The 14,735-nt window shown below is 33.3% G+C and carries 15 protein-coding genes; 7 read left to right on the top strand and 8 right to left on the bottom strand.

Translation table 11 applies throughout. The features are described from left to right. Positions 1–30: 30 nt before the first annotated feature. From ACFSR1_RS01645 to ACFSR1_RS01625, 5 genes are all read right to left on the bottom strand, one after another. Positions 31–1,758: a phospho-sugar mutase gene (locus ACFSR1_RS01645; RefSeq protein ID WP_378288983.1), complete on the bottom strand. Its 1,728-nt coding sequence runs from the start codon at positions 1,756–1,758 to the stop codon at positions 31–33. Between the two features lie 126 nt (positions 1,759–1,884). After that, on the bottom strand, positions 1,885–2,832 hold the full coding sequence (locus ACFSR1_RS01640; RefSeq protein ID WP_378288981.1) for a glycosyltransferase family 2 protein: 948 nt from the start codon (positions 2,830–2,832) through the stop codon (positions 1,885–1,887). Position 2,833: 1 nt separating this feature from the next. Beyond that, positions 2,834–3,343 (bottom strand): DUF4199 domain-containing protein, encoded by a 510-nt coding sequence (locus ACFSR1_RS01635; protein ID WP_378288979.1) that lies wholly within the window; start codon positions 3,341–3,343, stop codon positions 2,834–2,836. Between the two features lie 117 nt (positions 3,344–3,460). After that, entirely contained in the window at positions 3,461–3,988 is a 528-nt protein-coding gene (locus ACFSR1_RS01630) for a DUF4199 domain-containing protein (RefSeq protein WP_378288977.1), read from the bottom strand. A 321-nt stretch (positions 3,989–4,309) separates the two neighbouring features. Next, entirely contained in the window at positions 4,310–4,840 is a 531-nt protein-coding gene (locus ACFSR1_RS01625; protein WP_378288975.1) for a DUF4199 domain-containing protein, read from the bottom strand. Positions 4,841–5,073: 233 nt separating this feature from the next. On the opposite strand from ACFSR1_RS01625, the gene ACFSR1_RS01620 reads away from it, so the two are divergent. From ACFSR1_RS01620 to ACFSR1_RS01610, 3 genes are all read left to right on the top strand, one after another. Then, positions 5,074–5,556: a hypothetical protein gene (locus ACFSR1_RS01620; protein WP_378288974.1), complete on the top strand. Its 483-nt coding sequence runs from the start codon at positions 5,074–5,076 to the stop codon at positions 5,554–5,556. 140 nt (positions 5,557–5,696) lie between these two features. Continuing rightward, on the top strand, positions 5,697–5,948 hold the full coding sequence (locus tag ACFSR1_RS01615) for a type B 50S ribosomal protein L31 (RefSeq protein WP_025741669.1): 252 nt from the start codon (positions 5,697–5,699) through the stop codon (positions 5,946–5,948). A 327-nt stretch (positions 5,949–6,275) separates the two neighbouring features. Further along, entirely contained in the window at positions 6,276–7,457 is a 1,182-nt protein-coding gene (locus ACFSR1_RS01610; RefSeq protein WP_378288972.1) for a GlmU family protein, read from the top strand. 58 nt (positions 7,458–7,515) lie between these two features. Here ACFSR1_RS01610 and ACFSR1_RS01605 read toward each other — a convergent pair whose 3' ends face one another. Together ACFSR1_RS01605 and ACFSR1_RS01600 are read right to left on the bottom strand one after the other, a co-directional pair. Beyond that, positions 7,516–8,586 (bottom strand): hypothetical protein, encoded by a 1,071-nt coding sequence (locus ACFSR1_RS01605; protein ID WP_378288971.1) that lies wholly within the window; start codon positions 8,584–8,586, stop codon positions 7,516–7,518. Between the two features lie 119 nt (positions 8,587–8,705). Beyond that, entirely contained in the window at positions 8,706–10,331 is a 1,626-nt protein-coding gene (locus ACFSR1_RS01600; protein ID WP_378288969.1) for an ABC transporter substrate-binding protein, read from the bottom strand. A 137-nt stretch (positions 10,332–10,468) separates the two neighbouring features. Here ACFSR1_RS01600 and mtaB point away from each other — a divergent pair, with 137 nt between their 5' ends. After that, entirely contained in the window at positions 10,469–11,785 is a 1,317-nt protein-coding gene (gene mtaB / locus ACFSR1_RS01595) for a tRNA (N(6)-L-threonylcarbamoyladenosine(37)-C(2))-methylthiotransferase MtaB (protein WP_378288967.1), read from the top strand. Between the two features lie 226 nt (positions 11,786–12,011). Here the strand turns inward: mtaB and ACFSR1_RS01590 are convergent, their stop codons facing one another. Continuing rightward, positions 12,012–12,314, bottom strand: a complete 303-nt coding sequence (locus tag ACFSR1_RS01590) for an N-acetyltransferase (RefSeq protein WP_378289672.1) — start codon at positions 12,312–12,314, stop codon at positions 12,012–12,014. 296 nt (positions 12,315–12,610) lie between these two features. Between ACFSR1_RS01590 and ACFSR1_RS01585 the strand changes: the two genes are divergently transcribed. The 3 genes from ACFSR1_RS01585 (at position 12,611) to ACFSR1_RS01575 (ending at position 14,731) form a co-directional block, all read left to right on the top strand. Then, a complete protein-coding gene (locus ACFSR1_RS01585; RefSeq protein ID WP_378288965.1) occupies positions 12,611–13,270 on the top strand; it encodes an alpha/beta hydrolase in 660 nt (219 codons plus the stop codon). A gap of 72 nt (positions 13,271–13,342) precedes the next feature. Continuing rightward, the gene (locus ACFSR1_RS01580) at positions 13,343–14,290 is read left to right on the top strand and encodes a lytic transglycosylase domain-containing protein (RefSeq protein ID WP_378288963.1); all 948 of its coding nucleotides are present in this window, start codon (positions 13,343–13,345) and stop codon (positions 14,288–14,290) included. 72 nt (positions 14,291–14,362) lie between these two features. Then, complete coding sequence (locus ACFSR1_RS01575) at positions 14,363–14,731, top strand: sulfite exporter TauE/SafE family protein (protein ID WP_378288961.1); 369 nt, start codon at positions 14,363–14,365, stop codon at positions 14,729–14,731. Positions 14,732–14,735: the final 4 nt, after the last annotated feature.

The following is a 14,735-nucleotide window of genomic DNA, read 5'->3' as shown; positions in this document are numbered from 1 at the left end:
TAATTATTTGGAAACGGCAGCTACCGTTATTTAAGTTAATTGTAAATCTTTTTTGATTTCCAGTATTTTATTATCCAGTTTTTGTTCCACAGTATCAAAAGCTGACAAATCGTCAAGAGATTCTTGTACACTGATATAGAACTTAATCTTGGGCTCTGTTCCACTTGGTCTTGCAGCAATTTTACTTCCGGATTCGGTATAAAAAATCAATACATTAGATTTAGGGACATCGATAGCTTGTTCTGTATGGTCCTGAGTATTTTTGGCAATACTGGATTGATAATCTTCAATCAATACTATTTTTTCTCCATTAAGTTCCTTAGGAGGATCATTTCTTAGGTCAATCATCGTTTGTTTGATCTCTTCTGCACCTTTGATTCCTTTTTTTACAAGGGAAATCAAACTTTCTTTATAAAAACCGTGATCTGTATATAATTTCAGTAATTCTTTATAGAAAGAGCTTCCTTGTGATTTTGTGTATGCTACAATTTCGCAAGCCAATAGGGTAGAAGTTACCGCATCTTTATCCCTCACAAAATCTCCTACCATAAAACCAAAACTTTCTTCCCCACCGCCGATAAAATGTTTTTCAGGGAAGTCTTTGATCAACTTAGCAATCCATTTAAAACCGGTAAGTACTTCTTTATATTCTACTCCATACGCTTCTGCAAGATTTTTCATCATTGGAGTAGATACTATGGTCGAGGCAATGAATTCGTTACCTTTTAATCCTTTTTCTTTATAATATTTTAATAAAAACCAGGTCATTACAACCATAGTTTGGTTTCCGTTCAATAATTGTAATTGTCCGTCATTATTGCGTACTGCAATTCCTAGCCGATCACAATCCGGATCTGTACCGATTACGATATCCGCATCCACTTTCTTTGCCAGATCCATCGCCATCGCCAGTGCTTCGGGTTCTTCAGGGTTTGGAGATTTCACAGTAGGAAAGTTACCATCAGGTACTTCCTGTTCTTTTACAATGTGTACATTGCTATAACCGGCTTTTTTAAGTGTTTCTGGAACAGCAGTAATAGAAGTACCGTGCAAAGATGTGAAAACAATGGTCGTATTGTCTTTTGCTTCCTGTGTTGCGGCAAAACTTCCTTTTTTTACACTGTTTGCTATAAAAGGAACATCAATTTCTTTATCTATTTTCTGGATCAACTCTGAGTTTGCATCAAATTTAATCTCGCTATAGCTTAAGGAATTGATTTCTGCAATGATTTCACCATCCTGCGGTGGGACCAATTGTCCTCCATCTTGCCAGTATACCTTGTATCCATTATATTCAGGTGGATTATGGCTTGCAGTTAATACGATTCCGCAATGACAACCCAATTCTTTTACAGCATAGGATAGTTCTGGTGTTGGTCTCAAATCAGAAAACAGATATACTTTAATTCCGTTAGCAGAAAATACATCTGCCACAAGTTGCGCCAGTGTATCGCTATTATGTCTACAGTCATAAGCGATAACGGTTTTAATTTGTTGTCCTGCAAATTCTTTGTTTAAGTAATTACTTAAACCTTGTGTGCTTTTTCCTAAGGTATATTTATTGATACGATTTGTACCAACACCCATAATACCGCGCATCCCACCGGTACCAAACTCCAGATCTTTATAAAAACTTTCTTTAAGCCCTTCTGGGTTTTGCTGTTGTAATTCTAAAATCTCTTTTTGGGTTTCAGTATCAAAAACAGGTGATAACCATTCTTCAACTCTGGTGTTTATTACGGAATCAGAAACTTGCATTTATTTAGGTTTTATTAGCAAAAATACTATTTAATTTTGGTTTGGCAGCTCCTTTAAAAAGGATGCTTTTTGGGTTACATTTCCGTTTCAAAAATGCTTTTAAAATTAAAATGTAATCCTAATTATTTACAGATGTATCTTCTCTGAAATATTATATCGTTTTTTATCTCTTTTACTGGTAAGCATAATTTCTCCCAGAAATCCGGCTAAGAAAAATTGAGTTCCTAATATCATCGAAGTTAATGCGATGTAAAATTCTGGTCGTTGCGCAATGAGTCTTCCTTTTTTTTCTAGTAGTAACTTATCTATTCCAAGGTATAGCGAAAAGCAAAATCCAACAATAAAAAGAATCGTACCAATCAGTCCAAAGAAATGCATGGGTCTTTTACCAAAACGAGACATAAACCAAATAGTAATAAGGTCTAAGAAGCCATTGACAAAACGACTCATCCCGAATTTGGTTTTACCATATTTTCTGGCTTGATGTAGTACTACTTTTTCTCCAATTTTGTTAAAACCTGCATTTTTTGCAAGCACAGGAATATAACGGTGCATTTCTCCGTGTACATCTACATGCTTTACGACTTGATTTTTATAGGCTTTTAATCCACAGTTAAAATCGTGCAGTTGTAAACCAGATGTTTTTCTTGCCGCTGCATTAAAAAGCTTGGAAGGTAAATTTTTGGCGATTACAGAATCGTATCGCTTCTTTTTCCAACCGGAAATAAGATCATAATCTTCTTTGGTGATTAAATCAAATAGCTCCGGAATTTCTTCTGGATTGTCTTGCAGATCAGCATCCATGGTAATAATTACATCTCCTGCTGCCTCTTCAAAACCTGCATGTAATGCCTGAGATTTACCATAATTTTTTAGAAACCTTATACCTTTTACATTTGGATCTTTTTTGGATAATACTTCAATGGTATTCCAGGACCTATCCGTACTACCATCATCAATAAAAATGATTTCATAAGAGTAGGAGTTAGATTGCATCACTTTTGCAATCCAATCATATAATTCGGTAAGTGATTCTTCTTCGTTCAGTAATGGTATGACAACAGAAATATCCATACTATGTTGATGCTACTTTAGTTTTAAACACAGACCCTGCAATTAGTGATATAACGGCTCCTAAAAATACAAACCAAATCGTGTACATAATCACACCAATATAGGACATGCTGGTATCTTGGTTTTTAAGGTTTTCTTTTACTTGATCCAATTGCTCCGGAGAAAATTGCTCCGTAAACTTTAATTGCATATTTATCTGAAAATCGGGATCAATATACATATCATATACATAGGCCATAGAACAATAACATAATCCTATGATTCCCATAATGATGATACCTGATTTTAAAGCATCTATGATGGTTAAGGTGCCTTTTACTTCTTTGTATTTTTTAATTACATATATGATAATCAAGATTTCTAATATAAAAGCGATTAAAAAAGTAAGATAGTATAGAATAGGAGCGATATCCATCATCCTGGATATATAGTCTACAGCTACTCTGGCGATACCGGATAAAAGAGCGATACCAAGGATATAGTTAAGAAAATTTTTCTGAGTTAATCCCATTGATTATTAAAAAAATGATTTGGTTGACAAATATAGGTATTACATGAATAGGAAATTATATAAAAAAATTGGATTGCCATCACGGCAATCCAATTATACTTTTTGAATGATAATATCTTAATATTGAGGCTCTTTCTTTTTAACAGCAAGACAAGCCAATAATCCGATAATGATATAGACAAGTATTCCCCAGAACCAACCTTTTACTTGATTCCCAAGGCTAAATTGGTTGCTCTCCTCTAATTTAGCTACTTGTTTTTCAATTTCGGACTCCGGCGCTCCAAATTTTTCCATAAACCCAACGGTAGATTCTATAATTTGTTCGTTAATTGCTGTGGCAGCATCAGGATCTACAACTACATAGATTAAGATACTTACTACAGAGCTTATTATAGTACCGATGGCAACTGTGATTAAATAGGAGGTAAATGCTTCTTTAAATCCAATAAATCCTCCTAAAAGTTTTCTGCTTTTTACGGCAGATACAATACCAAAAACAATGATCATAATCGCCAGGCCAATTCCTGCGATCCAGTTGGTATACATACCCTGATAAACGGTATAGGCAAGGACGGTTACCAGAGCTAAGATAACACCTAGTATAACTCCCAGAGAAATAGCACTCGATTTAACAGATTTTTCCATAATTATTTAGTTTAGGTTATTTAAATATAACACATAAGTACATAAATGTAGTGAAATGTTACAAAATGATCGGGAAAAGTTTGTTTAGGAAATCGATCGTGTTAAAAAATATCCATCCCATGTCTTTAATTCTAAGGAGTGATAAAAAAGTCTTTTTAGGTCACTGAGTTCGCTGAAATGGAAGGGAGATGTAGATGGATGTAAAAATGAAATCTCAAAAACAATTACTTCGTCGTTATAGCACAATAAATTGTCTTCTGATTTTATAAGAAGACTAAAAGGAGCTTAATGGTAATGAAATAAATCCAGGGAACTCGATGTTTACTTAAAAGGATCTCGTTTTTTTTGGATGATAAGACCGCCTATTAATGAAAATAAAAAGCCTATAAATATATTTTCTGCTAAAGCACCAATGAGCATTATATGTGGCGATGTAATTTTATTAGTAAGTTCAATTTTTCTATCCATATTTTCTAAAGTAAAATCTTTAGCGTTTTCAGCAATTTTCTTTATTTGATTATCAGCTAATTCGGTTATGATTTCAGGGTCAATTACTTTAAGTAATAAGATTTCCCATATAATAGCCATAAGACCACCTAATACGATTATTCCTACTCCAATTTTTATAGCTTCTCCAAGACTTATGTAATTATCATTATTTTTTCTATATGACAATTGACCAATAATAATACTTGTAATAGTAATGAATAAACGTATGACTAAATGAACTAAGCCTTGTTCCGTATAATTACCCATTAAGTAGGAAGTAAGACTAAAAATAATGCTTGCAATCCCGAAAAGAATACCATATTTTACAATATATTTTTTTATAGGAATACTCTTACTTTTCATTGATAACTTTTAGGTTTGTTTACGATGATTATTGCTCAGATGTAATAAATTGTTGGTACCAAGATAGTTATTTTCTACTATTCAAAGCGATAATTATTAAAAAAAGACTATATTTACATCATGGAATTACGGTTAAACCATCGTTTTGATTGTTTTTTACAAGTCAAACATAATAAAAGTTGAAACACCTTTTAGCCGTTTTTTTAGCTTTTTAACTCCCAAAATATTGGTTTATGAAAACAAAATTACTATACGCAATAAGTTTCTTACTTATTTTTTTTACTTCTTGTTCAGTGGATGAGAGTATTACTGAGTCGTCGATAAATGAAAAAGAAATAAAAATAAAGAGTTTTCTAGACGCTTTTTCTAAAAATGCAGTAAATTCTTCCAGTTATTTTAAATTTGTAAAAGGCATGCAAACTAAATCATCTTCTGGTTTGACAGCCGAAGAAATGGCAGAATTAGAACAAGAATTTTTAAGTCAACAAAGTGCAGAGTTTGTTGCTTTGTACAATTATATTGTCAACTTGAATTTATCAGAAGACGAACTTAGGAATATTATAATAGAATATTTATCTTCAAATAATAGTAATAGCGTCAGTACCAAAAATGATACTGATGAGTGTGCCCTTGGAGATGGAGGTAGTAGTTGGTCTCTATTAGCTTTGGTGATTAAAATCTTTTGTGAAGAGGGAGATACAAGAGAGGATGATTAGTCATCTTTATTAGAAAGGTTAATAAATATTTTTAGACATAGGTAATTTATATTTAGGCTATTGCTAAAATAATTTTATTCAGCGTTGCTATTTTATAAAAAATGTTTAAATTTGCACCTCGAAAATGATAATATAAAATAATGAGAAAAGATATTCACCCAGAAAATTATAGACTAGTTGCCTTTAAGGATATGTCAAATGATGAGGTTTTTTTAACTAAATCTACTGCGAATACTAAAGAAACACTTGAGGTTGATGGTGTTGAGTATCCGTTAGTGAAATTAGAAATTTCAAGAACTTCTCATCCTTTCTATACAGGTAAATCTAAATTAATCGATACTGCAGGACGTATCGACAAGTTTAAAAACAAATACGCTAAATTTAAAAAGTAATTTAGCATATAATAAATTATTTAAAAGCCTTTCTTTTTTAGAAAGGTTTTTTTGTTTTTGTACGTTACCGTATTTTTGAATTCAGATTACTAAATGTAGATATTCGGCGTGAAATTTTACTTGTCTTCGATACAATCCCGATTATGATCGGGATCACTCAGACTGACGTAAAATTTCGTCGTGAAAATCTTCTCGATACGATCCGCTTTGACATATCACTCGAAGTGACAGTTTTCTTAGATTTGACTTTATCTATAATTCATATTGATCTGCTAATAAATATAAAACCAACGAAACCAATTAATACAAACATTTCATTTGACAGCTATGAATTATATTCTTTTTGATGGGGCTTCCAGAAATTCATTACTTCCTTTTACTTATACCAGACCGGTAGCGGATATTAGGATCGGTATTTTAACCATTCGCGAGAAATGGGAAAAGTATTTAGGCTATACCACCTCTACCATCACCGAAGAGTATCTTAGTGAAAAATATCCTATGGTTGAGTTAGAAGAGAATGTAATGATCAATGCATCCTACTTGCCCACAGAGAATCTGGCTATTATGGTACAAAACTTACAACCGGATCAAGCTATCTTTTATGAAGATGAACCGATCGCGTTTTATACAAAAGAGGATAAGGAAGTAGATTTTGATACCTATGATGTGATTCAGTATAATTATGAGGTGTTTACGGTGCAACATACTTGGGATATTTTTTCAAAAAATGAGCGCGCTATCAAAGAAGATTTTGATTTACTAACCAAAGACCGTAAAAGCCAACCCATTCCGGAAAGTAATAATATAATTGCGCCAGAAAATATCTTCTTGGAAGAAGGTGCAAAACTAGAGTTTACAACGCTTAATGCATCTGCTGGGCCAATATATATCGGTAAAGATGCAGAAGTTATGGAGGGAAGCCTTATTAGAGGTCCTTTTGTGCTTTGTGATCACGCCACCATCAAAATGGGAGCAAAAATATATGGAGGTACCACCGTTGGACCACACTCTAAAGTAGGAGGAGAGGTAAATAATTCTGTAATATTTGGATATTCTAATAAAGGACATGACGGGTTTATAGGTAATACGGTACTAGGTGAGTGGTGTAATCTGGGCGCGGATACCAATACCTCTAATCTTAAAAATAACTATGCACCGGTGCGATTGTGGAGTTACGAAACCGAAGGTTTTGCTAAAACAGGATTGCAATTTTGTGGATTGATGATGGGAGATCACTCTAAATGTGGAATCAATACCATGTTCAATACTGGAACAGTTGTGGGAGTCAATGCTAATATTTTTGGAAGTGGATTTCCTCGTAATTTTGTGCCTAGTTATAGTTGGGGAGGAAACAGTGGTTTTACAACCTATTTGACCAAAAAAGCTTTTGAAGTAGCAAAAGTGGTGATGTCCAGAAGAAATATAGAATTAACAGAAGAAGATCAAAAAATACTGGAACACATTTTTGAAGAAACAAAAACGTGGCGTAAAAGTTATGATTCATAAAAAAAAACACCCTTCAAAAAATGAAGGGTGTTTACAGTTTTATCTTCTTTAGAAGAATTTATTTGTTAAAGTGGTATTCTGTTACCACATCAAAATCAAAATTTTGTCCTGTAACTACTAAATTAGTACCATCATTGGTAGAAACGCCGCTAATCTGATGTATGTATCCAGATTCTTCTATATAACTATATTCGGAGTTGTCGTCAAGGGATATTGTCACATTTTCGAATTCTATAAGACTTAATTCTCTATTTTCTTCATTATAAGCCCAATATCCTGTAGATGTTTCTCTTGAGCCAAATTCATCGTTTACTGTTTCGTTCACAACAGTACATGTTGATAATGTTTGCTCATAAATAAATTCTTGTTTTTGAAAAGAAAGATCTGTTAATGTGTAAGTTCCATCATTATTCAATTCTAATTTCATTTCGGATGTAGCGTAACACCATCCTTCGTTTTCTTCAACAGTTAATGTTTCCAGGTTGTTGCAAGTTACTGTGCCAGGTCCTTCACAAAAATTGATTTCGCCTACAGGAGTAGTCACTCCGTTAGCAACTTGTTTAGTGTAGTTCCAGGTTCCGATAAGATTGGTGTTTCCTCCCCAAGCTTCTATTTCTACACATACTTCTACTGGATCACTGATATTACCAGCATTGTCATAAATACAAATTAAATAACAGAATTGACCAGGTTCAACAGTGTCTTCAAAATCTACATCAATTTCTGTATTTCCTTCATTAATTTTCGCACGTTTTGAATTACTTCTTCCAAAACCAGAAGGAACATTAAAATATTCATCGGCAATTCCTTCGTCTGTAGACTTTATTTGGATGTAAGCTCCGGCATATGCAGCAGGTGCATCAAACGTAATGTTAAATCCGTTTTTTAAGAATGCTGATTGTGATGAGTAACTCATCGAAAAGGATATGTTTCCTGTAGATTGTGGTGCATCTCCATTTACTCTTGTGGCACCTTCAATAATAATGTTTTGTGATACTGTCGAAGGATCTAATATGGTTTCTTCTTCTGGGTTATTGGTTTCTGTAGGCATGATATTGGTGTCATCGTCACTACAAGACAGAACTGCTAAAAATAGAGCTGCTACTGCACATAGGTAGGTTTTTTTCATAAGATTAGGGTTAAAAAAATCTGTTAATATAAAAATTAATCGGTTGCGAATATACTTAAAAACATCGATTAAAAGTTGTTTTTAATCGATTAAAAGTTGTTTTTTTGCAAGAGTTTACTTTATTTCTCCTTCCAAACCCGTTTCAAAACCAAGAAGTTCTGTGGGTTATTCGTTAATCCTTTTACATTTTTTTGCACAAAACGGGTTGCCTGATCGTAATATAGAGGTACGATTGGAGCATGTGCAATGACAATGGAGTCCATTTTTATATATAGCTTTTCTCTGAGTTTGTTGTTTGTGACAGAAAAACTTTTTTCATAGAGGCTATCAAATGTTTTGTTTTTAAAATGTGTGTAATTAGGGCCGTTTGGCGTAAAGTTTTTACTATAAAAAGGTGATAAAAAGTTTTCCGCATCGGGATAATCAGCAATCCAACTGGCTCTAAAAGTATCTAATTCGCCGCTCCATTTCTTTTTCCTTATAGTAGAAGGAGTCATTACATCAACAATGACTGTAAGACCTACTTTTTCCATTTCTCGTTGTATAAACTCAAATAGACTTTGGTAGTTATTATCCGTAGCGATTCGGATGGTTGGTTTTTTGTTGCCACTTATTTTGATGTATTCTTTAATAAGCTGTTCAGCTTTTACGGGATTGTATTCATATCCTTTTTGTGCATTATATCCCGGTAACCCATTCGGTATAAAACCACTATTTGCCGGAGTGCCAACGCCATTTTTTAAATAAGTAATCATTTTTTGTCTGTCAAAGCCATAATTGATTGCTTTTCTGATCAATTCAGATTTTACCTCTTCGTTATCACCTTCGAGATAAAAACCTAGATATTCTGAATTTAAGTACGGACTTTTTGTAAACTTAATTTTATCCTTAAACTTCTCCCTTAGTTTTCCACCGGGAGTTAAAAGCTCATCTTTGTAGGAGGCATCAAGACTGTTTAAAAAATCAATATTTCCTTTGGCAAATTGCAGAAATTCAGTTTGTTTATCCGGTAAAAATGTAACGGATACAGCTTCGAGATAAGGTAATTGTTTTCCGTTTTTATCTTTTTCAAAATATAATTCATTACGCCTAAGAACTAGTTTTATATTTTCTTCCCACAGTTTAAATTTAAAAGGCCCTGTTCCAATCGGATGGGCTCTAAAATCAGATCCGTAGAATTCTACAATTTCTTTAGGAACTACAGAGCAATACCGCATACTCATCAATCCTAAAAAGGCGGGAAATGGTTTTTTTAATTGTATCTGAAAAGTGGTGTCATTAGTAGCCTGGTAGTGTTCTACATTTTTTAATACCCAATTTCCGGGAGAGGCAACTTTGGGATCAATGAGCCGATTAAAACTATATTCAAAATCTTTAGCAATTACAAAACGTGTGCTGTCTTGGGTATTAAATGCAGCATGTTTATGAAATCTAACATTGTTTCTTAGCGTAAAGGTATATAGTAAGTTATCATCAGAGATGGTCCACCTTTTTGCAATATCAGGTTGTACGTGTAATGAATCATCTAGCTGTACTAAACTATTGAATAATTGATTTGTGGGCCATATAATAGATGGATTTCTGGCAAATGCCGGATCCAAAGTAAGGATGTTAGAATATTCATTATACCTAAATACCAGATGATCTTTATTTTCTGTGGAAGAATTTTTGCACGAAAAGCATAATGAGCACAGATAAACTATTGCTAAATAATGAATTATAGAAGTTAATTGATTGATTTTCAATTTTAGTAAACGGATTATTGTTGGTATCTTTGACGGCTTTTAATTCTAATACTGACGAAGGTCGGGATCTTTTAATTAAAAACAAGTGTAAATATAAACAGATTTCTGTCTTTGCAGAAATGACTTCATATTTGTTAATGAGAAAAAAAGTTGCTTTTTATACCTTAGGTTGTAAGCTGAATTTTTCGGAGACATCAACGATAGCCAGAAACTTTACAGATGAAGGTTTTGATCGTGTGGATTTTTCTGAAAACGCTGATATATATGTCATCAATACCTGTTCTGTTACTGAGAACGCAGATAAAAGGTTTAAAACCATTGTGAAACAAGCGCAAAAGACAAATCCGGAAGCGTTTGTGGCAGCTGTGGGTTGCTATGCTCAGTTAAAACCAGAAGAATTGGTGGCAGTAGATGGTGTGGATTTGGTATTAGGTGCAACAGAAAAATTTAAAATTACAGATTACATCAACGATTTGTCTAAAAATGAATTTGGAGAAATTCATTCCTGCGAAATTGAAGAAGCTGATTTTTATGTGGGTAGTTATTCTATTGGTGATCGTACCAGAGCATTTTTAAAAGTTCAGGATGGATGTGATTATAAATGTACGTACTGTACGATCCCATTGGCAAGAGGAATTTCACGTAGTGATACGTTGGATAATGTATTAAAAAATGCAAAAGAAATTTCTGAACAAGGAATTAAAGAGATTGTGCTTACCGGAGTGAATATCGGGGATTACGGAAAAGGAGAGTTTGGTAATAAAAAGCACGAACATACTTTTTATGAATTGGTGCAAGCATTGGATGAAGTAGAAGGTATAGAAAGACTACGAATTTCATCGATAGAACCTAATTTGTTGAAGAATGAAACGATTGATTTTGTTTCAAAATCGAGAACGTTTGTGCCTCATTTCCATATTCCACTGCAATCCGGTAGTGATGAGGTCCTAAAATTAATGCGCCGTAGGTATCTAAGCGATTTATATGTAGATCGGGTGAAAAAAATTAAGGAAGTGATGCCACATGCCTGTATAGGAGTAGACGTAATTGTTGGTTTTCCTGGGGAGACGGATGATCATTTTCTGGACACTTATAATTTCTTGTCAACATTAGATATATCGTATTTGCATGTGTTTACATATTCTGAAAGAGAAAATACGGTAGCAGCTTCGTTAGAAAATGTGGTTCCACAAGATGTAAGAAAGAAAAGAAGTAAAATGCTTCGTGGTTTATCGGTGAAAAAACGAAGAGCTTTTTATGAAAGTCAAATAGGAACAAAAAGAACTGTCTTATTTGAATCTGAAAATAAAGAAGGGTACATACACGGATTTACAGAGAACTATGTAAAGGTAAAAATGCCTTGGGATCCTTCTTATGTAAATACGTTGCATAAAGTGAAGCTAACGGTTATAGATGATGACGGAATGGTGAGGTTTGAGTTGTTGGAAGCTTGAAACGATGTGAGTTTGACATAGAATTCGCGGATAATCGGCTTTTATAAGCTTTACTAGTTCTCCTTCTCCTGGTGGGAGAGGAAATTCATTTTTTGATGATGATCTAATTAGAATGAGGGTTGGTAATTTTATAAAGAATTCAAGTTAAAATAACGATTGAACATTACCTTAAGAAACAAAAAAAACCTGCTTTTGAGCAGGTTTTAATTTTTTAAAGAGCTTACTTCTATATATTGATCCCAACTGGAAGTAAATCTTTATATTTTCTTCTGTTCTTTCGCATAAATTTAGCGATAATAGGACTTGTAGGAACTAACCTAATATTACGTTCTTCGATAATATTAAAAACAGCTACTATAAAATCTTCAGAATATCCCTTCTCGATTTGCTCATCACTCATGATAAGCTTGGTAAGGAATATTTTTCTCTCTTGTTGAGCATACTCGATCTTTGATTTTTGACCTTCGATAGTAGTTTCGAATTGTCTTAAGAATTCGTTGTCTACTATTTCTAATTCCACATCGCTCATGTTCTCCATATTTTTTTTAATTTACTATTTAATAAAAATTAAAAGGGGTGTTTCAAAATATATAGTTTTTTGGTTTTCAGAATTCCCTATTTACTCCTGAAGTTAGTATATTGTTCATATGAAATTTTGCTATTGTTATGTAAACCTAACTAAGATTTGTTAGTTAAATTTTTCCCTTTTACAATAATTTAATATAAGCTTTACTTTTTTCTGATAAAGTATTACTATAGTTTTGAGCTGCAAAGATAAGAAAATTAGAACTTTAAAATGTACAAACCATTGTTAAAATACCTAGTATGAAGCAAGTTAACCACGTTTATTTTGTTCCGGGTATGGCAGCAGACGTGTCTATTTTTGAATTTATTAATCTTCCTAAGGATAGATTTGTGAAACATACGATACCCTGGAAGATTCCTGAAAAAAACGAATCCATAGCGGATTATGCAAAACGCATGTGTGAAGAAATAGAACACAAAGATTGTGTGCTGATAGGAGTTTCTTTTGGCGGAATTATGGTTCAGGAAATGAGTAAGTATCTTAATGTGAGTAAATTAATTATAATTTCTAGTGTAAAAAACAGACACGAATTACCCAGAAGAATAAAATTAGTTAGAAAAACTAAGGCGTATAAGTTAATGCCAACTGCCTTGGTGTCCAAGATTGACAATTGGGAAAAACTGGCGTTTGGTGATTTTGCAAAAAAGAGAGCCGCACTGTATCAAAAGTACTTATCAGTTAATGATAAAACGTATTTGGATTGGGCTATAGAAAAAATTGTATGTTGGAATCAGGAAAAGACGATGGAGGGCATTGTACATATTCATGGAAACAAAGATGTTGTATTTCCGATTTCACATATTAAGGATTGTATTACGATAGAGAAAGGTACTCATGTAATGATTATTAACCGTGCTAGATGGTTTAACAAGCATTTGCCAGAAATAATTGAGAATTAATTACCAATATTTCAATATTTTACATTATTTTGGAGACCATAGAAATTATTCCCCAATAAAATCTACTTAAAGATGAAGATGATAAGAAAAGTTTTAGTTTTTTTAGGAGTGCTATTTACCTTCGGTATTTTAGTGAATGCTACACAGCAAGAGCCACAGAAGTCAATTGCCCAAGAACTTTTAGAAGAAAAGTTAATCAATGACTACAATGTTTATGCAGTGCCAATGCCGGATAATATAAATTTTGCAGGAGAATTGGTTCCTGTAGAAAATCCGGATATTCGTGAGCGAATGGATAGAGAACTTTTGGTAAATACCTATTGGCAATCTAATGGACTGTTACTTTTTAAAAGAGCAAATAAATATTTTCCAATTATAGAGCCAATTCTTAAAGAAGAAGGCGTTCCAGACGATTTTAAATACCTTGCTGTTATAGAAAGTAGTTTAACACAGGCAGTTTCTCCTGCAAGAGCTACTGGTTTTTGGCAAATATTAAAAAATACAGGAAGAGAATATGGTTTAGAGGTTAATGACAATGTAGATGAGAGATACCATATTGAAAAATCTACTAGAGTTGCTTGTAAGTACCTAAAAAGTGCAAAAGAACGTTTTGGTAGCTGGACATTAGCAGCTGCAGCATACAATGCTGGTCCTGCAGGTATTAATAAACAATTACAAAGGCAAAATGCAACAACCTATTACGATCTTCTTTTAGGGCAGGAAACGGGAAGATATGTATTTAGAATTACCGCAGTAAAAGAAATTCTTAGTAATCCTAAAAAATATGGATTTAATTTTACTAAGGATGACTTATATGAGTACATCCCAACGTTTAATGTTTTGGTAGATGAGCCAATTGCGGATTTTAATGATTTTGCAGCCAAGTATAATATCAATTATAAAATTTTAAAACTTCATAATCCTTGGTTACGAGAAACGCATCTTAATAACGGAACAGGGAAAGAGTATTTGATAAAAATCCCTAGAGAAGGCTATTATAAAACAGGAGTAGGACAGTAATATCAGACCTTCAGATTAAATATTTTAATCTTTTTTATAGTGCCATAGCTACAATTATTGTAAAATTGTGGTATGGATACGATGACGATTATTTCATTAGTAGTAATTGGTTTGCTAGCCGGTTTTCTAAGCGGAACTATGGGTATAGGTGGCAGTGTGGTGATGATACCACTACTGATATTGTGGGTTGGTTTTACACAGCATCAAGCACAAGGAACCAGTCTTGCAGTGCTATCTGTTCCTGTTACGTTGTTAGCAGCTTTTAATTACTACAAAGAAGGACATGTAAACTGGAAGTTTGCTGCTATTATTGCAGTTACTTTCATTGTAGGAGGTTATCTGGGAAGTAAACTGGCAATTTCTATAAATCAAGCGACTTTGAAAAAAATCTTTGGAGGGATTTTACTATTGGTGGCGTTAAAAATGATTTTCGGTAAATAATGAA

This window comes from Aquimarina rubra (genome assembly GCF_042684305.1).
Taxonomy (GTDB): Bacteria; Bacteroidota; Bacteroidia; order Flavobacteriales; family Flavobacteriaceae; genus Aquimarina; species Aquimarina rubra.
This window is presented reverse-complemented; position numbering and strand designations above follow the sequence as displayed.